Origin of the sequence: Siccirubricoccus sp. G192, assembly GCF_019084075.1 — a bacterium.
Lineage (GTDB): Bacteria > Pseudomonadota > Alphaproteobacteria > Acetobacterales > Acetobacteraceae > G192.
Map to the genome: position 1 here is coordinate 781392 of NZ_JAHREN010000001.1, position 24574 is coordinate 805965.

At 72.3% G+C, this 24574-nt stretch carries 26 protein-coding genes; 12 read left to right on the top strand and 14 right to left on the bottom strand.

Annotated elements, in window-relative coordinates:
• Positions 1–44: 44 nt before the first annotated feature.
• The 7 genes from KSF81_RS03665 to ileS form a co-directional block, all read right to left on the bottom strand.
• Positions 45–686, bottom strand: coding sequence for a glutathione S-transferase family protein (locus KSF81_RS03665; protein ID WP_217377808.1), 642 nt, complete (start codon positions 684–686; stop codon positions 45–47).
• 85 nt (positions 687–771) lie between these two features.
• A complete protein-coding gene (pgi, locus tag KSF81_RS03670) occupies positions 772–2442 on the bottom strand; it encodes a glucose-6-phosphate isomerase (RefSeq protein WP_217377809.1) in 1671 nt (556 codons plus the stop codon).
• Positions 2443–2521: 79 nt separating this feature from the next.
• On the bottom strand, positions 2522–3817 hold the full coding sequence (locus KSF81_RS03675) for a pitrilysin family protein (protein ID WP_217377811.1): 1296 nt from the start codon (positions 3815–3817) through the stop codon (positions 2522–2524).
• Positions 3814–5274 (bottom strand): pitrilysin family protein, encoded by a 1461-nt coding sequence (locus KSF81_RS03680; protein WP_217377813.1) that lies wholly within the window; start codon positions 5272–5274, stop codon positions 3814–3816. The genes KSF81_RS03675 and KSF81_RS03680 overlap by 4 nt, the downstream gene beginning before the upstream one ends.
• Positions 5262–6182, bottom strand: coding sequence for a DUF3035 domain-containing protein (locus tag KSF81_RS29005; RefSeq protein ID WP_254453347.1), 921 nt, complete (start codon positions 6180–6182; stop codon positions 5262–5264). The genes KSF81_RS03680 and KSF81_RS29005 overlap by 13 nt, the downstream gene beginning before the upstream one ends.
• A gap of 2 nt (positions 6183–6184) precedes the next feature.
• Complete coding sequence (gene lspA, locus KSF81_RS03690; RefSeq protein WP_217377815.1) at positions 6185–6724, bottom strand: signal peptidase II; 540 nt, start codon at positions 6722–6724, stop codon at positions 6185–6187.
• Positions 6721–9543: an isoleucine--tRNA ligase gene (ileS, locus tag KSF81_RS03695; RefSeq protein WP_217377817.1), complete on the bottom strand. Its 2823-nt coding sequence runs from the start codon at positions 9541–9543 to the stop codon at positions 6721–6723. The genes lspA and ileS overlap by 4 nt, the downstream gene beginning before the upstream one ends.
• Positions 9544–10010: 467 nt before the next feature.
• On the opposite strand from ileS, the gene KSF81_RS03700 reads away from it, so the two are divergent.
• Positions 10011–11642, top strand: a complete 1632-nt coding sequence (locus tag KSF81_RS03700) for a histidine kinase N-terminal 7TM domain-containing protein (RefSeq protein WP_217377820.1) — start codon at positions 10011–10013, stop codon at positions 11640–11642.
• A gap of 28 nt (positions 11643–11670) precedes the next feature.
• On the opposite strand, the gene KSF81_RS03705 is transcribed toward KSF81_RS03700, so the two are convergent.
• Together KSF81_RS03705 and KSF81_RS03710 are read right to left on the bottom strand one after the other, a co-directional pair.
• The gene (locus tag KSF81_RS03705; protein ID WP_217377822.1) at positions 11671–12600 is read right to left on the bottom strand and encodes a bifunctional riboflavin kinase/FAD synthetase; all 930 of its coding nucleotides are present in this window, start codon (positions 12598–12600) and stop codon (positions 11671–11673) included.
• A 5-nt stretch (positions 12601–12605) separates the two neighbouring features.
• Positions 12606–13046: a MaoC family dehydratase gene (locus KSF81_RS03710; protein ID WP_217377824.1), complete on the bottom strand. Its 441-nt coding sequence runs from the start codon at positions 13044–13046 to the stop codon at positions 12606–12608.
• A gap of 150 nt (positions 13047–13196) precedes the next feature.
• Between KSF81_RS03710 and KSF81_RS29010 the strand changes: the two genes are divergently transcribed.
• From KSF81_RS29010 to KSF81_RS29020, 3 genes are read left to right on the top strand one after another with little or no spacing between them, the layout of a single operon-like run.
• Entirely contained in the window at positions 13197–13625 is a 429-nt protein-coding gene (locus KSF81_RS29010; protein ID WP_254453349.1) for a M20/M25/M40 family metallo-hydrolase, read from the top strand.
• Positions 13626–13629: 4 nt separating this feature from the next.
• Complete coding sequence (locus KSF81_RS29015; RefSeq protein WP_254453350.1) at positions 13630–13863, top strand: hypothetical protein; 234 nt, start codon at positions 13630–13632, stop codon at positions 13861–13863.
• The gene (locus tag KSF81_RS29020) at positions 13824–14327 is read left to right on the top strand and encodes a M20/M25/M40 family metallo-hydrolase (RefSeq protein WP_309139465.1); all 504 of its coding nucleotides are present in this window, start codon (positions 13824–13826) and stop codon (positions 14325–14327) included. Before KSF81_RS29015 ends, KSF81_RS29020 begins: the two co-directional genes overlap by 40 nt.
• An 84-nt stretch (positions 14328–14411) precedes the next feature.
• On the opposite strand, the gene KSF81_RS03720 is transcribed toward KSF81_RS29020, so the two are convergent.
• Positions 14412–14711: a hypothetical protein gene (locus KSF81_RS03720; RefSeq protein WP_217377825.1), complete on the bottom strand. Its 300-nt coding sequence runs from the start codon at positions 14709–14711 to the stop codon at positions 14412–14414.
• A 173-nt stretch (positions 14712–14884) separates the two neighbouring features.
• Positions 14885–15124 (bottom strand): hypothetical protein, encoded by a 240-nt coding sequence (locus KSF81_RS03725; RefSeq protein WP_217377827.1) that lies wholly within the window; start codon positions 15122–15124, stop codon positions 14885–14887.
• Between the two features lie 88 nt (positions 15125–15212).
• Here KSF81_RS03725 and KSF81_RS03730 point away from each other — a divergent pair, with 88 nt between their 5' ends.
• Entirely contained in the window at positions 15213–15893 is a 681-nt protein-coding gene (locus KSF81_RS03730; RefSeq protein WP_217377829.1) for an SDR family NAD(P)-dependent oxidoreductase, read from the top strand.
• Between the two features lie 9 nt (positions 15894–15902).
• Here KSF81_RS03730 and KSF81_RS03735 read toward each other — a convergent pair whose 3' ends face one another.
• Positions 15903–16808, bottom strand: a complete 906-nt coding sequence (locus KSF81_RS03735) for an amino acid ABC transporter substrate-binding protein (RefSeq protein WP_309139466.1) — start codon at positions 16806–16808, stop codon at positions 15903–15905.
• A gap of 255 nt (positions 16809–17063) precedes the next feature.
• Between KSF81_RS03735 and KSF81_RS03740 the strand changes: the two genes are divergently transcribed.
• Both KSF81_RS03740 and KSF81_RS03745 read left to right on the top strand, forming a co-directional pair.
• The gene (locus KSF81_RS03740; RefSeq protein WP_217377832.1) at positions 17064–17282 is read left to right on the top strand and encodes a hypothetical protein; all 219 of its coding nucleotides are present in this window, start codon (positions 17064–17066) and stop codon (positions 17280–17282) included.
• Positions 17283–17389: 107 nt separating this feature from the next.
• On the top strand, positions 17390–17578 hold the full coding sequence (locus tag KSF81_RS03745; RefSeq protein WP_217377833.1) for a soj family protein: 189 nt from the start codon (positions 17390–17392) through the stop codon (positions 17576–17578).
• Positions 17579–17587: 9 nt separating this feature from the next.
• Here KSF81_RS03745 and metW read toward each other — a convergent pair whose 3' ends face one another.
• The gene (gene metW, locus KSF81_RS03750) at positions 17588–18187 is read right to left on the bottom strand and encodes a methionine biosynthesis protein MetW (RefSeq protein WP_217381543.1); all 600 of its coding nucleotides are present in this window, start codon (positions 18185–18187) and stop codon (positions 17588–17590) included.
• Positions 18188–18255: 68 nt separating this feature from the next.
• Entirely contained in the window at positions 18256–19410 is a 1155-nt protein-coding gene (locus KSF81_RS03755; RefSeq protein ID WP_217377835.1) for a homoserine O-acetyltransferase, read from the bottom strand.
• Between the two features lie 127 nt (positions 19411–19537).
• On the opposite strand from KSF81_RS03755, the gene KSF81_RS03760 reads away from it, so the two are divergent.
• From KSF81_RS03760 to KSF81_RS03780, 5 genes are read left to right on the top strand one after another with little or no spacing between them, the layout of a single operon-like run.
• Positions 19538–20452, top strand: coding sequence for a chorismate mutase (locus KSF81_RS03760; RefSeq protein WP_217377836.1), 915 nt, complete (start codon positions 19538–19540; stop codon positions 20450–20452).
• Positions 20452–21552 (top strand): histidinol-phosphate transaminase, encoded by a 1101-nt coding sequence (hisC, locus tag KSF81_RS03765; protein WP_217377837.1) that lies wholly within the window; start codon positions 20452–20454, stop codon positions 21550–21552. The genes KSF81_RS03760 and hisC overlap by 1 nt, the downstream gene beginning before the upstream one ends.
• A 1-nt stretch (position 21553) precedes the next feature.
• Positions 21554–22456 (top strand): prephenate/arogenate dehydrogenase family protein, encoded by a 903-nt coding sequence (locus tag KSF81_RS03770; protein ID WP_217377838.1) that lies wholly within the window; start codon positions 21554–21556, stop codon positions 22454–22456.
• Between the two features lie 55 nt (positions 22457–22511).
• The gene (locus KSF81_RS03775) at positions 22512–23591 is read left to right on the top strand and encodes a TauD/TfdA family dioxygenase (protein WP_217377839.1); all 1080 of its coding nucleotides are present in this window, start codon (positions 22512–22514) and stop codon (positions 23589–23591) included.
• Positions 23591–24562, top strand: coding sequence for a tripartite tricarboxylate transporter substrate binding protein (locus tag KSF81_RS03780; protein ID WP_217377840.1), 972 nt, complete (start codon positions 23591–23593; stop codon positions 24560–24562). The genes KSF81_RS03775 and KSF81_RS03780 overlap by 1 nt, the downstream gene beginning before the upstream one ends.
• The last annotated feature ends 12 nt before the right edge of the window (positions 24563–24574 follow it).

Sequence of the window (24574 nt, forward strand, 5' to 3'; positions counted from 1 at the left end):
AGCCGGGCTGCCTGTATCCTGCGGCCCTCCGCTGACCGGGCCGTTCAGCCCAGCGCCGGGCGGGTCTTCACCATGCTCGGGCGCTGCCCCATCCGGCCCCACCAGGCGCTGAGGCGCGGGCGGCGGGCCAGCGCGGCGCGGCCCGGCTCGGTCATGACGAAATAGTCGAGCACCGGCGCGAGATGCAGGTCGGCCAGGCTCACTGCCCCGCCGCAGAGCGCCGCATCGCCCTCGGCCATCAGCCCCTCCACCACGGTCAGCGCCTGTTCCGCCTGGGGCAGGCCCTCCGCCAGCACGGCCTGGTCGGGCGTGCCGCCCTGCATGGGCACGATGGCGGCCTGCCAGAAGACCTTCCCGATCATGCTGGGATAGGCATAGCTGTCGATGACGCCGCAGATCTGCGTCATGCGGGCGCGCCGCCGGGCATCCTCGGGTTGCAGCCGGGGGCCGGGGAAAGCCTCGTCGATGTAGCGGGTGATGGCGAAAGTCTCGAACAGGTTGAAGCCGTCATGCTCGAAGGCCGGCACCTTGCCCCAGGGCTGCCGCGCGCGATGCTCGGGCGACTGGCCGGCGCCCTTCAGGATATCCACCTCGCGCAGCTCATAGGGCACGCCCTTCTCCTCCAGCGCGAGGCGGGCGCTGCGGGCATAGGTGCTGTAGGCCGGGCCGTGGAGCACGACGGGCATGGCGGTTTCCTCCTGCTTTGGGCGCAGGATGCCAGCCCGGCCGCCCCGGGCGGGGCACACAAGGCGGTGACTGGCGGCCCGGGCGCTACCCGCCGCCCTGCAACCGCGCGATCTCCCGCATCAACCCCTCGGTCGAGCCGTCATGCGCGCCCGGCCGCGGCACGCCGGCCTCCAGCTCCGGCAGGATGGCGCCGGCCAATTGCTTGCCGAGTTCCACCCCCCACTGGTCGAAGGCATTCACCCCCCAGAGCGCGCCGAGGCAGAAGACCTTGTGCTCATAGAGCGCCACGAGCTGCCCCAGGGTGAAGGCGTCGAGATGCGGCAGCAGCAGGGTGGCGGTGGGCCGGTCGCCGGGAAAGAGGCGGTGCGGCAGCAGCCGGCTGATCTCGGCGGGGTCGGTGCCGGCGGCCTGCATCTCCGCCCGCACCTCCGCCGCGTCCTTGCCGCGCATCAGCGCCTCGGCCTGGGCAAGGCCATTGGCCAGCAGCTTGCGGTGGCTATCGGCATGGGGATGGTCGGGCCGGGCGATCAGGATGATATCGGCGGGGACCGGCGTGCTGCCCTGGTGCAGCAACTGCATGAAACTGTGCTGCGCATTGGTCCCCGGCTCGCCGAAGACCACCGGGCCGGTGGCGCGGCCGACCGGGGCGCCCGCCAGGGTCACGCGCTTGCCGAGGCTCTCCATCTCCAATTGCTGGAGATGCGCGGGGAAGCGGGCGAGTCGCTCGTCATAGGGCAGCACGGCGCGGGCCGGCAGGCCGAGGCCGTTCACATGCCAGATCTCGGCCAGCGCCAGCAGCACCGGCAGGTTCCGTGGCAGCGGCGCCGCCAGGAAATGCGCGTCCATCGCCCGCGCCCCCGCCAGCAGCCGGTCGAAAGCCTCCCAGCCCAGCGCCAGCGCCAGGGACAGGCCGATCGCCGACCATAGGGAGAAGCGCCCGCCCACCCAGTCGCGGAAGGGAAAGACCCGCTCGGCCGGGATGCCGAAAGCGGCGGTGGCGGCCAGGTTGGTGGAGAGCGCGGCGAAATGCGCCGCCACCCCCGCCTCCCCCACCGAGGCTTCCAGCCAGCCGCGCACCAGCGCGGCATTGGTCATGGTCTCCTGGGTGGTGAAGGTCTTGGAGGCGATCAGCACCAGGGTGCGGCGCGGGTCGAGGCCGGGCCGCAGCGCCTCCCAGGCATGCGCATCGACATTCGCCAGGTAATGCGCCCGCATCGGCGCCCCTGGCGTCCAGAGCGCCCGCGCCGCCATGGCGGGGCCGAGATCGGAACCGCCGATGCCGATATTCAGCACATCGGTGAAAGCTTCCCCCGTTGCCCCGCACAGCCGCCCCTGATGCACCGCGGCGCAGAATTCGCGCATGCGGCCGAGCATCGCCTGCACCTCGGCGGAAGCGTCCTCGCCGGCCGTGCGGAAGCCGGCGTCGCGGCCGGCGCGCAGCGCCATGTGCAGCACGGCGCGGCGTTCGGTGGCGTTGACCGGCGTGCCGGCGGCCATGGCGGCACGCTGCGCCTCCAGCCCGGCGGCCCCTGCCAGGTCCAGCAGCGCCGCCAGCACCTCCTCCGTCAGCGAGGTCTTGGAGAGGTCGAGCAGCAGCCCCTCGGCGGCGCAGGAGAAGCGGCCGAAGCGGCCGGGATCGGCGGCGAAGAGCGGCCGGATGGCGCCGGGCGCGCCGCCATCCGTGCGCGGCCGCCCCGCCAATTCGGCAATCCTCGCCCAGGCCGCCGTAAGCGCCGCCGCCAGACCATCCGCCATGCCTTGCGCTCCCGTGCTGCCGGCCAAGGATCGATTCAAGCCCTCCGCCCCTGGCCGATCAAGGCAGGGCCGGCCGCCGCTACAGCCCCACCGGCTGCCCGGCGACCATCACCGAGAGGTCGGCCGGCGCCAGCAGCCTCGCCGCCACCGCCGCGATCCTGGCCTGGGTGAGCGCCGCCAGCCGCGCCGGGCGCCCGGCCAGCCAATCCGCCGGGCGGTCGTTCTGCCTGAGGGTCAGCAGCGCATTGGCGACCCGGCGGCTATCGGTGAAGGCGAGCGGCAGGGAGCCGGTGAGGAAGGCCACCGCATCGGCCAGTTCCGTCTCGGTCGGGCCGGATTCGGCCATGCGTGCCCATTCCTCCCGCGTCACCGCCAGGGTCTCCGCCACCCGCGCATTCTCGGTGGCAACGGAGCCGACGATGACGCCCCGGCGGAACATCAGGTCCAGCCCGGCGCCGATGCCATAGGCCAGGCCCCGCCGCTCCCGCACCGCCTGCATCAGCCGCGAGGCGAAGCCGCCGCCGGCCAGGATGCGCAGCATGACCTGCGCCGCCTCCCAGTCCGGGTCGGCGGCGGCAAGGCCCTCCTGGCCGAAGACCACGGCGGATTGCGGCGCCGCCACCGGCAGCACCTGCTGGCCGAATTGGCGGAAATGCGGCAGCGGCGGCGTTGGCGGCGGGGCGCCCGCCGGCAGCCCTTCCAGCAGCCGCGGCAGCAGATCGCGCAGCCCCTCCGGCGTGATGGCGCCGGCCGCGGCCACCAGCAGCCCTTCGGCCCGGAGCTGCCGCGCCAGAGCCTCGCGGATCGCCTCCGGCGGCAGCGCAGCCAGGCTTTCGGCGGTGCCGCCGCTCGGCCGTCCGGCCGGATGGGTCGGGTAGGCGGCGGCCCAGAAGGCGCGGCCGGCCTGGCCACGGGGCGTCTCCAGCACGCGGCGGGCGGCGGCGATGGCGCGGGCGCGCACCCGCTCCACCGCCTCGGCATCCAGGCGCGGTGCCGTCATGGCGAGGCCGCCCAGGCGCACCGCTTCCGGCAGCGCCCCGGTCAGCGCCCGGAAACCGCCGTCGAAGCCGTCGCGGTCGGCGGAGAAGGCGAGGCTGATGGCCTCGTTCCGCAGCGCATCGGCGAATTCGGTGGCGGGCAGCGGCCCGGCGCCCTCGGTGAGCAGGGCGGCGGCCATGGCGGCTGCCCCCTCCTGCCCCGCCGGGTCGAGCGCTGCGCCGCCGCGCCAGGACCAGGCCAGCGACACCACCGGCACCGCATGGTCCTCGACCAGCCAGGCGGTGACGCCGCCGGCCTCGACGATCTGGATCGGCAGGGAGAAGCCGGGGGCGGTCTGGCCCGCCTCCCCTTGCGCGGGGCGATCAAGGGGGGTCACGCCGGCGGCTCCCGGCCCGGCGTGGCTGAGGCGGGCCTATCCGCGGGGCCGGGCAGCAGCCAGCCGGTGGCGCTGGGGGCGCCGCCGAGCACGGCGCGGGCCGCCTCCGTCACCTGCGCCAGGGTCACTTCGCGCAGATGCCGCGGCCAGAATTCCACGAGGTCGAGCGGCAGGCCGATGGCCAGCGCGCCGCCCAGCATGCGCGGCGCGGCGCCGATCCCGTCCAGCGCCAGCACCGCCCCGGTGGCGATCTGGCGGACGGAGCGGGCACGCTCGGCCTCGGTCGGGCCGTCCTGCAGCAGCGCCGCGACAGTGGCATCCACCGCCGCCTCCAGCCGCTCGGGCGTGATGCCGGGGCGGAGCGTGGCGGAAAGGGTCAGGCTGGCCGCCCCCGCCGCCTCGCCGTCATAGGAGGCGCCGGCAGTGGTGGCGAGGCCGGTCTCCACCAGCGACCGGTGCAGCCGGCTGCCGGGGCCGCTGCCGAGCAGATGCGCCAGCACCTCCAGCGCCCAGGCCTGGGCCGGGCCGGTGCCGGGAGGGGAGGGCCAGGTGAGGCTCGGGGCGATGACGGAGCGCATGAACACCGCCTCGCGCACCGCCGGGTCATGCTGCACCAGGCGCGGCATGGCGGCGCCGGCGGGCGGCGGGGCGCGGTCGCGCAGCGTGGCCGGGCGGGCGGGGACGGGGGCGTAGAATTGCTCGACCAGGCGGCGGCACTCGGCCTCCCGGACATCGCCAGCCACCACCAGCACGGCATTCGCGGGCGCGTAGCGGTGCGCGTAGAACCCAAGCATGTCGTCGCGGGTGATGGCGCGGATCTCGTCCTCCCAGCCGATGATCGGCCGGCCGTGCCAGTGCTGCCGGCCCCAGAGCGCCGCCTCGAAACCTTCCCAGAAGCGGCCGCGCGGGTTGCTGTCGGTGCGCAGCCGGCGTTCCTCCAGGATCACGGCGCGTTCCGGCTCCACCGTCTCGGCGGGCAGCAGGGGGGCGGCGAAACGGTCGGATTCCAGGCGCATCACCAGCGGCAAGCGGCTGGCCTCGACGGTCTGGTGATAGGCGGTGACATCGCGGGAGGTGAAGGCATTGTCCTGCCCGCCCTCCCGCGCCACGGCCAGGGAGAAGGCGCCGGGGGCGACGTTGCGGCTGCCCTTGAACATCATGTGCTCAAGGAAATGCGCGGTGCCGGAACGGCCGGCGGGGTCCTCGCCGCCGCCGGCGGCATAGAAGAGGTAATGCGCCACCACCGGCACCCGGCGGCTTTCCGCCAGCACCACCCGCAGCCCGTTCGGCAGGGTCCAGGTGACGGCGCCGAACAGCGGCCGGTCCGGCGGCAGCACCGGCACCTCGGGCGCGGGCTGCACCGCGGGGGCGGCCAAGGGGGTGGCGGCCGGGGTGGCCAGCGCCACCGGCAGGGCGGCGGCGGAGCAGAGGGCGGTGCGGCGGGTCACGAGGGGCATGGTCCAGCATGTGGGGCGACGCCGCCCGGCCGCAAACCCGGTCCCTCGCCCGCCCGCGCCGAATCCCGCCGGCCTTCGCCCCTCCGGTCATCGGGATGCATGCCGCCCGCCCGATCCGGACCTTCGGGCCCCGCGGCCCTCCGATCATCGGAGCGCGTATTGCCCGCCCGATTCAGACCTTCGGGCCCTGCGGCCCTCCGATCATCGGAGCGCGTATTGCCCGCCCGATTCAGACCTTCGGGCCCTGCGGCCCTCTGGTCATCGGGATGCGTATTGCCCGCCCGATTCAGACCTTCGGGCTTTGCGGCCCTCCGGTCATCGGGCGGGGGCACGATCAGAAGATGCTTTCCAGGATGCGGGTCAGGGGATTGCCGCTGCGGCTGCGCTGGATGACGGGGGGTCTCGCCCTCGGTGGGGTCGCGGCCGAGCGCGGAGTTCTCCCGCAGCCGCTGGCTTTCCCGGCGCGCGTCGAGCGGGGTGCCGGGCTGTTCCGGCTCGCGCCAGAAGATCAGCCGGTCCGTCAGGTCCCGGTCCGCCTGGTCCAGGCGAAGGCTTTCCTGGTCCACCCGGCGGCGGATATCGTCGCCGACCGGCCGGCCGGCCTGGGACAGGAGGGCGCTCTCCGACGCAGTCTGCGGCGTGCTGGGGGCCGGGCCGAGCATCGCGCCGGGCACCAGCGTGGCCTCGGCCTGCTGCCGGACGGTCATTTCCTGGGGCCGGGTGGCGCCGGGGCGCGGCACCGGCAATTCGCCGAGCGCGGGCGGCATGGAGAGCGGCGCCCGGGTCGTGACCTGGAACTCGTCCGGGGCGTCGCGGGTGAAGCCGAAATTGCGGGCGGTATCGGCCCCGCAGCCGGCGAGCAGGAAGCTGGCGGCCAGGGCGGGCCCGGCCAGGTGGGAACGGCGCATCCTCATGCTGCCTCCTTACCCGCCGGGGGCCGCCGGAACAAGGCATCCGCGAGCAGGACCCCGACGCCGCAGACGATCCCCGCATCCGCCACATTGAACACATACCAGTGCCAGCCCCAGGCATGGGCATCGACGAAATCCACCACCGCGCCGAAACGAAGCCGGTCGATGACATTGCCGACCGCGCCCCCCACCACGGCACCGAGCGCCACCGCCACCAGCCGGGTCTCCGCCCGTGCCATCCAGCGCAGCAGGAACAGCGCGATGGCGGCGGCCAGCAGCGCCAGGACCAGGTGGTTGAGCGGCCCGTCGCCCGAGAACAGGCCGAAGGTCACGCCACGGTTCCAGACCATGGTGAGGTCGAGCCCGAAGGGTCCGGCGGCGAGCAAGGGCACCTGCCGCAGTTCCGGCAGCCGCAGCCCCTCCAGCACCCACCACTTGCTGGCCTGGTCGGCGGCCAGCAGCAGCGCCGCGGCCGGCAGGCCGAGGCGGAGCCGCCCGTGCTGCGCCGGCGCCGTCGCATCCGCCGCCGCCTGGCTCATGGCGCGGCGCCCTCGACCACGGCTTCGCAGCGGCGGCAGAGGGTGGGGTGGGCGGAGCTGGCGCCGACCTCGGGCAGGACGCGCCAGCAGCGGTCGCATTTCTGGCCGGGGGCCTTGGCGAAGGTGACGGCGGCCTCGCCCTCCGGCGGGGTGCCCGCCACCAGGGTCAGGCCGGAGGTGATGCAGATCTCCGCCCAATCCTCGGCCGGCAGCAGCGCCGCATCCTCCGGCGCCACCAGCAATTCCGGCGCGGCCTGGAGCGAGGAGCCGATCTCGCCCGCGGCCCGCGCCTGTTCCAGCCGGGCGGTCACGGCGCGCCGGATCATGCGCACCCGCGCCCATCGCGCAGCAAGATCCGGATTGCGCCACCCTGCCGGCACGAAGGGGAAGTCGATCAGGTGCAGGCTGCCATCCTCGGAGGGGAAGCGCGCAAGCCAGGCTTCCTCAGCCGTGAAGACCAGCACCGGGGCGAACCAGGCGCAGAGGCAGCGGTGCAGCACGTCCAGCACCGTGCGTGCCGAGCGCCGGCGGAGGCTGTCCGCCGCATCGCAGTAGAGCGCGTCCTTGCGGATGTCGAAGTAGAAGGCGCTGAGGTCGGTCGCGCAGAAATTGTGCAGGTCCGGATAGACGCCGGTCCAGTCGTAATCCGCCACCGCTTTGCGGATCCTTGCATCCAGTTCGGAGAGCCGGTGCAGCACCCAGCGTTCCAGTTCCGGCAATTCGGCATAGGGCACCGTCTCGGCATCGGTGAAGCCGGCCAGGTTGCCGAGCAGCCAGCGCAGCGTGTTGCGCAGCCGCCGATACAGCTCCGCCTGCTGCTTCAGGATCTCCGGCCCGATGCGGAGGTCGTCCGCGGTATCCGAATTCATCACCCAGAGGCGCAGGATATCCGCGCCATACTGCTTCATGACGTCCTGCGGCGCGGTGACGTTGCCGTCCGACTTCGACATCTTCCGCCCGGTCTCGTCCAGCACGAAGCCATGCGTCAGGATCGCCTTGAAGGGCGCGCCGGCATTCGGGCTGGCGCCGATCGATTCCAGCAGCGAGGACTGGAACCAGCCGCGATGCTGGTCCGACCCTTCGAGGTAGAGGTCGGCCGGGAAGGGCAGGTCGCGTTCCGGCACCAGGGTGAAGGCATGGGTCGAGCCGCTCTCGAACCACACATCCACGATGTCCATCACCTGCTCGTAGTCCTCCGGGTTCCGCCCGTCGCCGAGGAAGCGGGCGGCGGCGCCGGGCCGGTACCAGGCATCGGCGCCCTCCGCGGCGAAGGCTTCGGTGATGCGCCGCATGATGGCGGGGTCGCGCAGGGGCTCGCCGGTGCTGCGGTCCACGAAGACGGCGATCGGCACGCCCCAGGCGCGCTGGCGGCTGATGCACCAGTCCGGCCGGGAGGCGACCATGCTGCCGATGCGGTTGCGGCCCTGGTCGGGCACGAAATGCGTGGCGCCGATGGCCTCCAGCGCCCGCTGCCGGATGGCATTGGCGTCGTCCATGGCGATGAACCACTGCGGCGTCGCGCGGAAGATGACCGGCTTCTTGCTGCGCCAGGAATGCGGGTAGCTATGCGTCAGCCGCGACTTCGCCACCAGCGTGCCGGCGGCCTCGCAGGCCGCATAGACGGCGTCATGCGCCTTGAAGACATGCAGGCCGGTGAAGCCGGGCGCGTGCCGGGTGAAGGTGCCGTCGTCATTCACCGTCTCCGGCACCGGCAACCCATGCGCGCGGCCCAGCCTGAAGTCGTCCTCGCCATGGCCGGGGGCGATGTGCACGAAGCCGGTGCCGGCCTCGGTGGTGACGAAATCGCCGGGCAGCAGGGGCACGTCGAAGTCGTAGCCTTGCCCCCGCAGCGGATGCGCGGCGATGGCGCCGGCCAGTTCCGCGCCCTTCAGCACCCGCTTCACGCTATGCGCGCCAAGCCTCGCATCCTTGGCGAAGGCCGGCAGCAGCGGCAGCGCCACCAGCAGGGATTCGCCGGGGCGGAGATGGCTGCCCTCCGCCACGCCCTCCACATGGACCAGCGCGTAGTCGATCTCCTCCCCGTATGCGACCGCGCGGTTGCCGGGGATGGTCCAGGGCGTGGTGGTCCAGATCACCACGCTGGTGCCGACCAGGTCCTCAGTGCCGGCGCGCAGCACGCGGAAGCGTGCCCAGAGCGTCGGCGAGACATGGTCCTGGTATTCGACCTCCGCCTCGGCCAGCGCGGTCTTCTCGACCGGGCTCCACATCACCGGGCGCAGGCCGCGGTAGAGCGAGCCGTTCATCAGGAACTTGCCGATCTCGCCCGCGATCGCGCCCTCGGCCACGAAGTCCATGGTGGCGTAGCGATGCGCCCAGTCGCCGGCGACGCCGAGGCGGATGAACTCGCCGCGCTGCACCTCCAGCCAATGCGCGGCATAGGCGCGGCATTCGGCGCGGAAATCCAGCACCGGCACGGCGTCCTTGTCGCGGCCCTTCGCGCGGTATTCCTCCTCGACCTTCCACTCGATCGGCAAGCCGTGGCAGTCCCAGCCCGGGACGTAGTCGGCGTCGCGCCCGCCCATCTGGGCGGCGCGGTTGATGACGTCCTTCAGGATCTTGTTCAGCGCATGGCCGATATGCAGCGGGCCATTCGCATAGGGCGGGCCGTCATGCAGGACGAATTTCTCGCGCCCGCGGGACTGCTCCCGCAGCCGCCCCCAGAGGTCGAGCCGCTGCCAGCGGTCGAGCCAGGCGGGCTCCCGCTTCGGCAGGTCGCCCTTCATCGGGAAGGAGGTCTGCGGCAGGAAGACGGTGCCGCGATAGTCGCGGGGCGGTGCGGAGCTGGGCGAGTCGGTCATTGATCTGGTCCGGGGGTCTGGTCCGGGGCAGCCGTTCCCGCCCGGGCGGGCAGGGCGGCGGCGAGGCGGCAGGGGAGGAAGGTCAGGCTTCGGTCCCGGCCCTCAATCGGGGGCCGGGCCGGTAATTCGCTGCGGCAGCCCAACGTCCATCCGGTACCGGGTCATCGGCCGGTTCTGGAGCCGCGGCGGGCCGGGGTCAAGCATCGCGTCATGCCGCCCGCCGGCCCAGGGCCGGGGCGGGAGGCGACCTCCTGCCTGGTGTCCCGGCCTGCCCGGCGGAAGCGCCGATGCCCGCGGGACCAAGGGACAGGATCACGGCCCGAAGACCCTTGCCCACAATCACCAGTAGTATAGAAATTCAACCCCCGCGTGTCAGTCTGCCATGGGCCAAGCCATGGCATTCCAGCGCCCGATCCGGCCGGGCGATGCGCAGCGGCCCATGCCGACTGGCCAGCCAAGGACGTTTCGTGACCCTCCCCGTGATCTTGTTGCTGGCGGCGCTCCTGGCGTCGCTCTGGATCGCGCGCTGCATCCGGCTGCGTCCCCCCTTTCCGGGCGGGGACAGTTTCCTCGGGCTGCAGCGTGCCGCCGCATGGTGGGTGGCCTGCGCCGTCCTCGAAACCGTGGCGACCAGCCCGGGCGCCAAGGTCTTCTGGGCCGAGATGGCATGGCCCGGCATCGTGGCCGCGCCAGGCTTCTGGGCGCTCTTTCTCTGGTCCTATCTGCAAGGCGGCCTGCGCCCACCGCGGCCGCGCTGGCGCCGGATCACCCTCGGCATCGCCGGGCTGAGCTGGGCCGTCGCGCTCACCAATGACTGGCACCACCTGCTCTATGTTTCGGCGGTACCGGTGGATGGCAGCCCGGGCGCACCCCTGGAATACGGGCATGGCGCCTGGTTCTTCGCCATCACCGGCTATCTCTACCTGGTCATGCTGGCGACGGTGGTGCTGGCGGTCCAGGCCGTGCTGCGCGCACCCATCCTCTACCGGCAGCACCATCTGGGCCTGCTCCTCGCCGCCGCGGTGCCCTGGCTGGCGAATATCGGCTATGTCTCCGGCTCCGTCCGGCTCTTCGACTTCGACCCCACGCCCTTCAGCTTCGTGGCCATGGGGGCGGTTTTCCATTGGCTGATCCGGCGCCGCCGCTTCCTCGACCTGCTGCCGGTCGCCCGTGACGCCCTGCTCGACGGCCTGCCCGATCCGGTCCTGGTGGCCGATGCCGAGGGCATCATCGTGGATGCCAATGCCGCGGCCGCCGGCCTGCCCGGCGTGCCGGACGAGCCCCTGGGCCAGAGCCTGGCGGCGGTACCGGTGCTACGGGAGGCGCTCGGCCACCTGCATCGCGCGGACGGGGAAGGGATGGATCGCCTGATCGCCGCGGCGGGCCGGCACTATGAGGCGGAGGCCGTGCCGCTCCTGCACGGCGAAAGGCGGGCCGGGTTGCTTCTGCTGCTGCGCGACGTCACCCGCCGCGTGCAGGCCGAGGCCCGGCTGCAGGAGGCGCTGGCGGCGCTCCGGGCCGAGCACGAAACCAATCTCCGCCTGCACCGGCAATTGCGGGAACAGGCCATGCGGGACCCGCTGACCGGCCTGCACAACCGCCGCTTCTTCGATGAGCTGAAGCCGCTGCTGCTGGCCAAGGCACAGGACAGCGGCCAGCCGATGACGGCCGTGATGCTGGATCTCGACCATTTCAAGCGGCTGAACGACACCCATGGCCACCAGGCCGGGGATGCGGCCCTGCGGCGCTTCGCCGCGATGCTGCAGCGGGGCACGCGGCCGGGCGACGCCGTCTTCCGCCTGGGCGGCGAGGAGTTCCTGGTGCTGCTGCCGGGCATGGTCCCCCGGCAGGCCCTGCCCCGGATCGCGGAATGGCGCGCCATGCTGGCCGCGGAGGAGGCTGTCCGGGAGGCCGGCAGGGTCACCTTCTCCGCCGGCGTCGCCGGCTTTCCCGGCGATGCGGCGGGGTGGGAGGAATTGCTGCGGCGGGCGGATGCGGCGCTGTACCGGGCGAAGGCCGAGGGCCGCGACCGCAGCGTCTGCTGGGAGGAGGCGGGGCCCTCCGCCGCGACCGGAGAACCCGTCCCCGCGGTGGCCTGACAGGCGCGCGGCAGGCCTGGCCCGGGGTTCAGCCCAGCGCCGCCCGCGCCGCCTCGGCATCCCCGGCGATGGCCGATTTCAGCTCCTCCAGCCCGGCGAATTTCGCGTCCGGCCGCAGGAAATGCAGCAGCCGCACGCCGATCTCCTGGCCATAGAGGTCGCCCTGGAAGTCGAACAGATGCACCTCCAGCCGGGTCTCCGGGTCGCCGCCCAGGGTCGGGCGGCGGCCGATATTGGCCACGCCCTTTACTTCCCTTCCATCCGCCAGCGCCACCACCGCGGCATAGACGCCGCGCGCCGGCTCCAGGTGGCGGCCGAGCCAGAGATTGGCGGTGGGCCAGCCCAGCACCCGGCCGAGCTTGTCGCCATGCACCACCACGCCGCGCACCTCCCAGGGGCGGCCGAGCATGGCGGTGGCGCGTTCGGGGTAGCCGTCCTGCAGGGCGCGGCGGATGCGGGTGGAGGAGATCGGCCCCTGCCGATCCATCACCGGCGGCACCACGGTAAGGCCGATGCCCCCCGCCTCCGCCATCCGCGCCAGCGAGGCGGCATCGCCGCCCCGCCGGTGGCCGAAGGCGAAATCCTGGCCGCAGGCGAGGTGCAGGGCGCCGAGGCCCTGCGCCAGCACCGTCTCGAAGAAGGTCTCGGCCGGCATGGCGGCGAGCGCGGCATCGAAGGGCAGGGCATAGACGATGCTGGCCCCGGCGGCGCCCAGCGCTTGCGCCTTGGCGGGCAGCAGGGTGAGGCGGAAGGGCGGGTCCTCCGGGCGGAAATGCTCGCGCGGATGCGGCTCGAAGGTCAGCGCCGCCAGCGGTGCGGCCGGCCGCGCCGCATGTGCCGCCCTGAGCACCGCCACATGGCCGAGATGCACGCCATCCATGTTGCCGAGCGCCACGGTGGCGCCGCGCAGCGCCTCCGGCAGGTCGTGCCAGTCGGTCAGGATGGTGGGTGCCGGCATGGGAACTAGTCGTGGCCGTGGCGGGAATGGCGGCTGGGGACGGAGACATAGGCCTCGCCCTCCAGCACCGCCTCCCCGGAGACCGTGCAGACGGTGCGGAGCGTGGCGCGGTGCCGGTCCGGGTGCAGCGCCGCCACCTCCACCGTCGCGGTCACGGTCTGGCCGATGCGGACGGGGGCGCGGGATTTCAGGGTCTGCGACAGGTAGATGGTGCCGGGCCCGGGCAATTGGGTGCCGAGCACCTTGGTGATGAGGCCGGCGGCCAGCATCCCATGCGCGATGCGTTCCTTGAAGATGGTGCCGGCGGCGTATTCGGCATTCAGGTGCATCGGGTTGGTGTCGCCGGTGACGGCGGCGAAGAGCACGATATCGGCCTCGGTGATGGTCTTGCCGAAGCTGGCCTTCTGGCCGACCGCCAGGTCCTCGAAGAAGATTTCGTCTGCCATGCGCGCAATGAATCCCTTGTTCCCTGCCAGGCGGCTGCCCGGACCCCTGGCCGGGGCCGGGATGCTCTAGCGGCGGCGGTGGCGGTGGACAAGCGCCGGGGCCGCTGCCATCACACCCGCCTTCATCCTGCACCCCCGTGAGGTCCCCAGATGCCCCGCACCGTGATCGGCTCCTCGGAACGGCTCCTGCAGGAGCTGCGCGGCTGGGTCGAGCATGAGACGCCGAGCCCCGATGCCGGCGCCGTCAACGGCCTGCTGGACCTGGCGGAGCGGGAGCTGCGCGGCGCGGGCGCGGCGATCGAGCGGCTGCCGGGCCGGGACGGCTTCGGCGACACGCTGATCGCCCGGAAACCCGGCGAGGGCCCGCCGGTGGTGGTGGCCGGGCATCTCGACACGGTCTGGGACCACGGCACCCTGGCCGGCCCCATGCCCTTCCGGGTGGAGGGGGAGCGTGCGCATGGCCCCGGCATCTACGACATGAAGGCCGGCAGCTTCATGGCCTTCCACTGCCTGCGGGAAATCCTGCGCCAGGGCGTGCCGACCCGCCGCCCCCCTCACCCTGCTGCTGACACCGGATGAGGAGATGGGCAGCCCCACCAGCCGCGCCATCATCGAGCGCGAGGCGGCCGGCGCCTGCGCCGTGCTGATCCCGGAACCGGCCGGCGGCCCGCAGGGCGCCTGCGTGACGGAACGCAAGGGCACCGGCCGCTTCACGCTGCGGATCACCGGCCGCAGCGCCCATGCCGGCGGCAATGGAGCGAAGGCCGCAGCGCCGTGGTGGCCCTGGCGCGGAAGATCCTGGAGATCCACGCGCTGACCGACCTCGGGCGCGGCGTCACCACCAATGTGGCGCCGATCTGGGGCGGCACCCGGCCCAATGTCATCCCGCCCGAGGCCGGCTGCCGCATCGATTTCCGGGTGCCGAGCCTGGCGGAGGGCGAGCGGATCGTCGCCGCCATCCGCGCCATGGCAGGCACGCCGGAGGAGGGCATCAGCATCGCCATCGAGGGCGGCATGAACCGCCCGCCCTTCCCGGAAACCCCGGCGACCCTGGCGCTGTATGAGGCGGCGCGGGGCTTCGCTTCGGCGAATGGCTATGACCTGCCGAAGCAGCATCGCGGCGGCGGCTCGGACGGGAATTTCACCGCGGTGATGGGCATCCCGACGCTGGATGGGCTGGGCTGCGCCGGCGCCGGCGCGCATGCGCCGGAGGAGCATATCCGCTGGGCCGAGCTGGCGCCGCGCTGCGCGACGCTTTGCGACCTGCTGGAGACCCTGTAGGGCGCCGCGGCGCTCGCAGGCCCCAGCCTTGCCCGGGACCCGCAATCCTTGCACCGCCCAGGAGAGCGGCGGCGGCGCCAGGCCTCAGTTGCAGTTGTCGGCCATGCCGCCGGGCTCGATCCGCTGGGCGACCGTGCTTCCGGCGGTGCCCGCGGGACGGCCGGTATAGGAGACCTCGGGATGCCCGCTGCCAGTGGAGCCGACGATCCGTGGCACGCCCATGGAGGTATTCGGGCAGCCGGCCCCGGCCCTTTCGCTGGCGGCGGCCGAGAGGCCGGATTCAGGCGCGGCACCGGAAGAGGTGCCGACCATCGGCGGCGTGGACTTCGTGCATGCGGCGAGCGCGGCACCAGCCGCCAGGATTGTGATTGCAAAGCGAGGCATCATAGCGTGCTCCCCTTGTCCTTGGTCCGAGGCTCTTGCTCGGCTGAGGAACTAGAGCCCCTTGGTTGCCCGGCCGCATTGACATGCATCAATAAGGCGGGACAGCCCGCGTAATCCGCATGGGGCAGCGGGTAAGATTCTGTCAAGTCCCGGTTCTTTCCGGGAGCAAGCCTTCAGAACAGGTCCGCTTTGTCGTCCGCCAGCAGCACCGGATAGGCACGGCCCGCCCGGTTGCCGCCATCCAGTCGGTCAGCCAAGGCATCCATCCAGCCCGCGAACCAGGCGCGGCCGTAATGGCCGGTATTGGCGAAGGGATTCTCGACCACCGAGGCGCCTCCCTCAAAGGCGGCGCGGCCGGCGGCATAGAGGTCGTCGGTCACCCGGGCATTCTCGGGGTCGACATTGAGCGGCATGGTCCTGTCCTTGTGTCCCGGCTGGCGATGGCGCTGCATAGGACAGGATCGCCGGCCCATCCATCCTGCCGGCAAAGGGAGACGCAGCATGCCGAAGGCCCTCATCATCGGCGCCGGGGACGGGCTCTCCGCCTCCCTGGCGCGGCTGCTGGCGCGGGAGGGCTACGCGATGGCCCTGGCCGCGCGCAACCCCGGCAAGCTCGCCGCCCTCTGCGCCGAGACCGGCGCCGGCGCGCATCCCTGCGACGCCACGGACCCGGCGCAGGTGGCGGCGCTGTTCGAGCGCGAGGGCGATGCCGAAGTGGTGGTCTACAACCCGAGCTACCGGACGCGCGGCCCGATCGCCGAGCTCGACCCGGCAGAGGTGCAGCGCAGCCTGCAGGTCTGCGCCTTCGGGGCCTTCCTTGCAGCGCAGCAGGCGGCGCGGCGGATGCTGCAGGCGGGCCGGGGCACCATCCTGCTGACCGGGGCGAGCGCCGGGGTGAAGGGCTATCCGCTGAGCGCGCCCTTCGCCATGGGCAAAGTCGCCCTGCGCGGCCTGGCCCAGTCCATGGCGCGGGAGCTGCATCCGCGCGGCGTGCATGTGGCGCATGTCGTCATCGACGGCGGCATCCGCAGCGCCCGCCGGCCGGAGCCGGGCCCAGGGTCGGGCAGCGATACCCTGCTCGACCCCGACGCGATCGCCGAGACCTACCTGCACCTGATCCGCCAGCACCGCAGCGCCTGGAGCTGGGAGATCGAGGTCAGGCCCTGGGTGGAGACGTTCTGAGACGCCGCCTCACCGCAGCGGCAGGGCATACATCAGCCCGCCGCGGGTCCAGAGGTCGTTCAGCCCGCGCTCCAGCCCGATCGGCGAGCCCTGGCCGAGCGTGCGGTCGAAGACCTCGCCGTAATTCCCCACCTGCTTCAGCAGGTTGAAGGCCCAGGCCTCGTCCAGGCCGAGCGCCTTGCCGAAACCCGGCGTCACGCCGAGGATGCGCTGGATATTGGGGTCCTGGCTGCGGCGCATCTCATCGACATTGGCCCGGGTGATGCCCACTTCCTCGGCCTCGATCATGGCGCGCAGCACCCAGGCCACCACGTCCAGCCACTGGTCGTCGCCATGGCGCACCATGGGGCCGAGCGGCTCCTTGCTGACGCGCTCCGGCAGGACGACATGCGCCTCCGGCTCGCGCAGCGCCGAGACGCGGAGCGCGGCGAGCTGCGAGGCATCCGTGGTCATGGCGTCGCAGCGGCCGGACTGGTAGGCGGCGGTCATCTCATCCATGGAGGAGAGCACCACGGGCTGGATGCGGATGCCCTCCCGCCGCGCGAAATCGGCCAGGTTCAGTTCCGTGGTGCTGCCCGGCAGGACGCAGACCGTGGCGCCGTCCAACTGCTTCGCGGCGGTGATATTGGCGCGCTTCGGCACCATGAAGCCCTGGCCGTCGTAGAAATTCACCCCGGCCATGTTGAAGCCGAGCGCGGTGTCGCGCATCAGGGTTTGGGTCACGTTGCGGGCCAGCACGTCGATCTCGCCGGATTGCAGCGCGACGAAGCGGGTCTGGTAGGTGGTGGGGACGAAGCGGACCTTGCTGCTGTCGCCGAAGACCGCGGCGGCGATGGCGCGGCAGAATTCGGCATCCAGCCCCTGGAAGACGCCGCGGGCATCGGGGGCGGAAAAGCCCGCCACCCCGGTGTTCACGCCGCAAATCACTTGCCCGCGAGCCTTCACCGTATCGAAGCTCTGGCCGGCCTGGGCAGCGCCCGCAACCAGGGATAGCGACGCCGCAAGCATCGGTAGAATTGCACGCAACATCCTACTCTCCCTTGGATGAAACCGAGGGAAGTCTAGGCGGTTCCGCGGTTCGGCGCCATGCCGGCAATGATTTTCGGCTTGTTCACCTGGCATGTAAATAGTATGTGTCTGGCCCGATCACGTTACGCGGAGCCGAGCCCGATGGCCGTCCTGTCCCAGACCACCGCGCCTGAGACCGAAAGCACCGACCATTCCGCGCTGCGCCTCATGCTCTCCTATGTGGAGGCGGAATGCCGGCGGATCGGCCTGGCGGATGCGGCGAAGCATGCGGCGCTCGCCGCGGCCCTGATGCCGGAGACCCTGGAACAGCCAGTGGTCGCGGCCGAGCCCCGCCGGCCCCGCAGCCTCCGCCTGCACTGACACGCCTGCACTGACACCCTGGCAGGGCGCGGGACCAGGCGCCCCGGGCTGGCGCCCGGCGCGGGCCTGTTGTAAGGGGCCGCGCCCTTCCTGGATCGCCTGCCCCCATGGACACCCCGATCGCCGCCATCCTCTGGCCCGAGGAAGCGGGGCGCGACATCGCCGCGCTGCTGCGCCTGCTGGAGCATCTGGAGGATGCCTGCCTCGATCTCGGCGCGGATGACGCCGCCGCGCATCTGGTCGAGGCCGCCTCCGCCCTGGCCCGCACCGGGCTGCTGCGCCGCCGCGCGGCGTAGGGGAAGGGCTCAGCCCCGCCGCAACTGGAACAGCGCCTGTTCGCCGAACAGGTTGGCCAGCCGGGCGGAGCGCCGCCAGGGCGCCTTCATGCCGTGCTCATCCACGGCCAGCCACTGCTCCACCACATAGCCCTCCAGCGCGCAGAGGTCGAAGAAGTCGCGGATGGTGCAGGGATGGATGTTCGGCGTCTCGTACCAGTGGCGGTGCCAGGTGCCGGTCATCGGCATGCGCCCGGCCGAGAGCAATTGCCAACGCACCAGCCAGTGGCCGAAATTCGGGAAGCTGACCACCGCGTGGCGGCCGATCCGCAGCATCTGCCGCAGCACCTCGCGCGGGCGTTCCACCGCCTGGAGGGTGCGGGAGAGCACGACGAAATCGAAGGCGCCATCCGGGTAGAAGGCCAGGTCGTGGTCGGCATCGCCATGGATCACCGCGAGGCCGGCCGCGACGGCCCGGGTCGCCTCCGCCATGTCGATCTCGATGCCGCGGGCATCGGCGCCCTTCTCGGCGGTGAGATGCGCCAGCAGCGCGCCGTCGCCGCAGCCGATATCCAGCACCTTGGCGCCGGCCGGGATCATCTCCGCGATCAGCCGGAGGTCGAGCCGCATGTTCTTGGCGACGTAGCGGATGCCGCCGCTGCCGGGCCCCTGACCTGCCCGCGGATGGCCGTCCATCCCTAGACCCCCAGCCGGTCGGCGCAGCCGGCCAGGAAGCCGCCGAGCGCCCGGTGGAAATCCGGCTCGTCCAGCAGGAAGGCGTCATGGCCCTTGTCGGAGGCGATCTCGACGAAGCTCACATTCGCCGCCGCGGCGTTCAGCGCGCGGACGAGCGCCCGGCTTTCGCTGGTCGGGAACAGCCAGTCGCTGCTGAAGCTGGCCACGAAGAAGCGCGTGGCGGTGCCGCGGAAGGCGGCGGCCAGGTCGCCACCATGGTCGGCGGCCAGGTCGAAATAGTCCATCGCTCGGGTAATGGTCAGGTAGGAATTCGCATCGAAGCGGCGGACGAAGGTGCTGCCCTGGTGGCGGAGGTAGCTCTCCACCTCGAAGACATCCTCCAGGAAGGTGAGGGCGCTGGCGCCGCGCAGCTTGCGGCCGAATTTCCGGGTCAGCGCCTGCTCGCTCAGATAGGTGATATGCGCCACCATCCGCGCCACCGAGAGCCCCTGCGCCGGCACCCGCCCGTCCCGCCAGTATTCGCCGCCGCGCCAGTCGGGGTCGGCCTGGATGGCGGCGCGGCCGACCTCATGGAAGGCGATGTTCTGGGCGCTGTGATGCGCGGCGGTGGCAATGGGGGCGGCGGCATAGACCGCCTCCGGATAGGTCGCCGCCCATTCCAGCACCTGCATCCCGCCCATCGAGCCGCCGATCACCCCGAGCAGCCGGGCAATGCCGAGATGCTCCACCAGGCGCTTCTGGGCCCGGACCATGTCGCGGACGGTGATATTGGGGAAATCCGTGCCCCAGGGCCGGCCGAGCGGGTGGCCCTCGGGGTCGGTCATTTCCTCGCGCGGGCCGGTCGAGCCCATGCAGCCGCCCAGCACATTGGCGCAGACGACGAAGAAGCGGTCCGTATCCAGCGGCTTGCCGGGGCCGACCAGGCTGTCCCACCAGCCGGCGCGGCCGGTGAGGGGCTGCGGCTCGGCCACGTACTGGTCGCCGGTGAGGGCGTGGCAGACCAGCACGGCATTGCTGCGGGCGGCGTTCAGGGTGCCGTAGGTGCGATAGGCCACGGCCAGGGGCGCGATCACGGTGCCGCAATCCAGTGCCAGGCCGTCGGCGAAGACGGCGCGCTGGTGGTCCACCTGCGGAAAGGGGGCGACGGGTGCTGACATGCCGGGTATGGGTCTCAGGCCCGCAGCAATAGGCGCCCGGAGCCCGCGCTTCAACCGCTGCCATGGCTCCGCCCGCTTGGCGAGCGGCCCGGCCACGTCTATTGCTGCCGCGAAAGACGTACCGGACATGACCCCAGCTTCCGATACCCCCGCCCTCGACCCCGATCTCGCGCCACCCCCGGCCCCCAGCCCGGCCAGGGATGGCGAGGCCGTGCTGACCGCGTTGCGCGGCGAGATCGATGCCATCGACGATGCCCTGCACGACCTGCTGATGCGCCGCGCCGGGGTGGTGGCGCGGCTGGCCGCCAGCCGGGCCAAGCCCGGCGCCTCGCCGCTCCGGCCGGGGCGGGAGGCGCAGATCCTCCGCCGCCTGCTGGCCCGCCATGCCGGCCCGCTGCCGGCCGCGGGCATGGTGCGGCTTTGGCGGGAGATCGTCTCGATCAGCAGCGCCATGCAGAACGGCTTCGCCGTGGCGGTCTTCGCCCGCGGGCCGGAGCAGGCGCGGCTGGCGCGGCAGCATTTCGGCTCCCTGACGCCGTTGCGCAGCCACCCCGGCCCGGCCCAGGCGCTGGCCGCCGTGGCCGCCGGCGAGGCGCAGGTGGCCGTGCTGCCCCTGCCGGAGGAGGGCGAGCCGGCCGAGGCCGCCTGGTGGACCAGCCTTGACAGCCCGCGCCTGCAAGTGGTGGCCCGCCTCCCTTTCCGGTCCGAGGGGCCGGAGCCGGGCGCCGAGGCGCTGGCGGTCGCGCTGGGCGCCCCGGACCCGAGCGGCGCCGACCGCAGCCTGCTCGGCATCGAGATGCGCGGCGACACCAGCGCCGGGTCCAGCCGCGCCCGCCTGCTGGAGGCGCTCACCCAGGCCGGCCTGCCGCCCCGGATGCTGCTGCTCCGCCGCGACAGCGGCGTGCTGCGCGCCCTGGCCGAGCTGGAGGGGGTCGTCACCGCGGGCGACCCGCGCCTGGCCGGGCTGCCGGTGGACCGCGCCCTGCCGCTTGGTTTCTACGCGGTGCCGCTGCGCGGCGATGAGAACGGAGAACAGGCCTGATGCCGATGCCGCAGCCGCGCCCCACCATCCTCTCGATCGAACCCTATGTGGGCGGCGAGTCGAAGATCCCGGGCGTGAACCGGATCGTGAAGCTCTCCTCGAACGAGGGGGCCTTCGGCGTGCCGCCGGGGGCGCAGGCCGCCTACAAGGCCGCCGCCGGGGAGCTGCACCGCTACCCCGATGGCCATGCCACCGCGCTGCGGGAGGCCATCGGCGCGCGTTTCGGCCTCGATCCCGCGCGCATCGTCTGCGGCAATGGCTCGGACGAGCTGATCGCCCATCTCATCCTCGCCTATGGCGGCGAGGGGACGGAGCTGGTGATGAGCGCGCATGGCTTCGTCATGTACGACATCACCGGCCGCTATGCCGGCTGCCGCGTCATCAAGGTGCCGGAGCGGAACCTCACCGCCGATGTGGACGCCATGCTGGCCGCGGTCGGGCCGCGGACCCGGCTGGTCTTCCTCGCCAACCCGAACAACCCCACGGGCAGCATGCTGCCGGCGGCCGAGGTGGCGCGGCTGCGCGCCGGCCTGCCGGAGGACGTGCTGCTGGTGATCGACGCCGCCTATGCGGAATACGTGACGCGGCCGGATTACGACCCCGGCGTGGCGCTGGTCGATGCCGGCACCAATACGGTGATGACGCGCACCTTCAGCAAGGTTTTCGGCCTTGGCGGCGTGCGGCTCGGCTGGTGCTACGCGCCGGCGCCGGTCGTGGACATCCTGAACCGGGTGCGCGGGCCCTTCAACGTGAACGCGCCGGCCATGGCGGCGGGCATCGCCGCGCTGGCGGAGCCGGGCTGGGTGGAGAAATCCGTCGCGCACAACAGCGAATGGCGCGAGACACTGAGCGGCGCGCTGCGCGGCCTCGGCATCACGGTGCATCCCAGCGAGGGCAATTTCATCCTGGCGGATTTCGGCACGGCGGAGCGCGCCAGCGCGGCCGATGCGGCGCTGAAGGCGCGCGGGCTGATCGTGCGCGCCATGGGCGCCTATAGCCTGCCGCAAGCCTTGCGCATCACCATCGGCACCGCCGAGGAATGCCGCATGGTGCAGGAGGCGCTGGCCGGCTTCGTGCAGGGTGCGCCGGCTGGTGGCTGACATGCCGCGCGCCTCCGGCGCGACGCCGCTGTTCCAGCGGCTCTGCCTGATCGGCGCCGGGCTGATCGGCAGTTCCATCGCGCGGGTGGCGCAGGAGCGCGGCGATATCGCCCGAACCGTGGTGGCGCAGACCCGCCGGCCGGAGACCTTGCAGCGGGTGCGCGAGCTCGGCTTCGCCGATGTGGTGGAGGCGGATGCGGCGCGCGCGGTGCAGGGCGCCGATTGCGTGGTGCTCTGCGTGCCCGTCGGCGCCTATGCCGGGGTGATGCGGCAGATCGCGCCGCATCTGGCGCCGGGCTGCATCCTGACGGATGTGGGCTCCACCAAGGGCAGCGTGCTGCGCGACCTGGCGCCGCTGCTGCCCGAGGGCGTGCATCTGGTCCCCGCGCATCCCATGGCGGGCACCGAGCATTCCGGGCCGGATGCCGGCTTCGCCACCCTGTTCCAGGGCCGCTACGTCATCCTGACGCCGCCCGAGGGCAGCGACCCGGCGGCGGTGGAGAAGATCGCCGAGCTGTGGCGCCGCTGCGGCTCCATGGTGGAGCGGATGGATGCGGCGACGCATGACAAGGTGGTGGCGATCGTCTCCCACCTGCCGCACCTGATCGCCTTCACCATCTGCGGCACCGCCGACGATCTGGCCGAGGAAACCCGGGAGGCGGTGCTGAAATTCGCGGCCTCCGGCTTCCGCGACTTCACCCGCATCGCCGCCAGCGACATCGACATGTGGCGCGACATCTTCCTGAACAACCGCGAAGCCCTGCTGGAGATGCTGGCCCGCTTCACCGAGGACGCCCATGCGCTGGGCCGCGCGGTGCGCTACGGCCAGGCGGAGTTCATCGAGGACCGGATCAAGCGCGGGCGGAAGATCCGGCGGGGGCTGATCGAGCGGCACCAGGCATAGGGCTTGCCTGCCCGGCCCGAAACCCGCAGGCTTCCCCCAAAACCCGGAGGAAGCGATGCCCGAGACCGTCGCGCTGGACCGCCCGACCCTGCCGCCCGGCCCCATCACCGGCCCCTCCGCCTGGACCGGGGCGGAGATGGCGCGCAGCACCGAATGGCTGCACCAGCTCTCCCCGACCGAACTGGCCGAACTCGATGCCGCCATCCGCGCCCATACGGCCTCCGGCCGCGCCATGGGGGAGATCACGGCGGAGAGCTTCCGGCTGCCGACGCTCGGGCCCCGCCTCGCCGGCATCCTGCACGATCTGCTGCATGGCCGCGGCTTCACCGTGCTGCGCGGCTTCCCGGTGGAGCGCTATTCCACCGAGGAGGCGGCCATCGCCTATCTCGGCATCGGCGCGCATTTCGGCAGTTTCCGCAGCCAGAACGCGCGCGGCCATCTGCTCGGGCATGTGAAGGATATCGGCCTCGACATCTCGAACCCGAATGTCCGCTACTACCAGACCAGCAAGGAGCTGGAATACCACACCGACAGTTGCGACATCGTCGGCCTCATCTGCCTGAAGCCGGCCAAATCCGGGGGCGAGAGCCGCATCGTCAGCAGCGTGACGCTCTACAACGAGATCCTGCGCCGCCGACCGGATCTGGTGGGTGAACTCTTCCACCCCTTCCCCACGGACCGCCGCGGCGAGGTGCCGCCGGGCATGCTGCCCTGGTTCGAGGTGCCGGTCTTCAACTGGCACGAGGGCCAGCTCAGCACGCTCTATTCCGGCCAGTATATCCGCAGCGCCCAGGTGAATTTCCCCGAATGCCGCCGCCTCACCGCGGCGGAGCACGAGGCGCTGGACCTACTGGATGCGCTCAGCAACGACCCCGCGCTCAATCTGCAGATCGAATTCCGCCCCGGCGACATGCAGTTCCTGCACAACCACCAGATCCTGCACAGCCGCACCGATTTCGAGAATTGGCCCGAGCCCGAACGCCACCGCCACCTGCTGCGGCTCTGGCTGGCGCCCAAGGGCGGCAGGCCGCTGCCCCCCGCCTTCGCGCAGCGCTATGGCAGCCTGGCGGTGGGCGACCGCGGCGGCATCGTGGTGAAGGACACGGTGCTCACCTTCACCCTGGCGCCGGTCTGATGCGGCGCCGGCTGCTGCTGGCGGGCGCCCTCGCGCCGCTCGTGCCCCATGCCCGGGCGGAGGAGGCGGCGGATTGGCCGAACCGGCCGGTGCGCATCATCGTGCCCTATGCGCCGGGCGGCATCCTGGATGCGCTGGCGCGGCTGGTGGCAGACAAGCTCGGCCGCAGCCTCGGCCAACCCTTCGTGGTGGAAAGCCGGGCCGGGGCAGGCGGCAATGTCGGGACGGCCTTCGTCGCCCGCGCCAGGGGCGATGCCTATACGCTGCTGATGGGCAATAGCGGCCCGCTGGCGATCAATGCGGCGCTGGCCCGCAACCTGCCCTTCGACCCGCTGCGCGACTTCATCCCCATCGCGCTGGTGGCGACCACGCCGCTGGTGCTGACGGTGCCCGCGGCCTCGCCGCATCGCAGCGTGGCCGAGTTCATCGCCTGGGCGCGGGCGGCGCCGACGCCGGTGCTCTACGGCACGCCGGGGGTCGGCACGCCGCAGCACATGGCGACCGAATTCCTGCGGCTCCGCGCCGGGTTCGAGGCGACGCAGGTGCCCTACACGGGCAGCGCGCCCGTCGTGACGGCGCTGCTGGCCGGCGATGTCGCCTTCGCCATCGAGAACCAGGCGCTGGTGCTGCCGCAGATCCGCGCCGGCAGCCTGCGGGCGCTCGCCGTCACCACGCCCCAGCGCAGCGCCGAACTGGCCGAGGTGCCGACGCTGGAGCAGGCGGGGATGGAGGGCTACCAGGTGCGCGGCTGGTACGGGCTGCTGGCGCCGGCCGGGGTGCCCGCGGCCATCATCCCGCGCCTCAATGCCGCGGTGCGGGAGGCGGTGCGCAGCCCGGATGTGGCGGAACGCCTGGCCAGCTTCGGCTCGCCCTATGTGGCGGGGACGCCGGAGGAATTCGGGGCGCTGATCGCCGCCGATATCGAGCGCTGGCGGGAGGTGGCGCGGGTGGCGAACATCACGCTGGAGTAGGAAGGCGCCGCC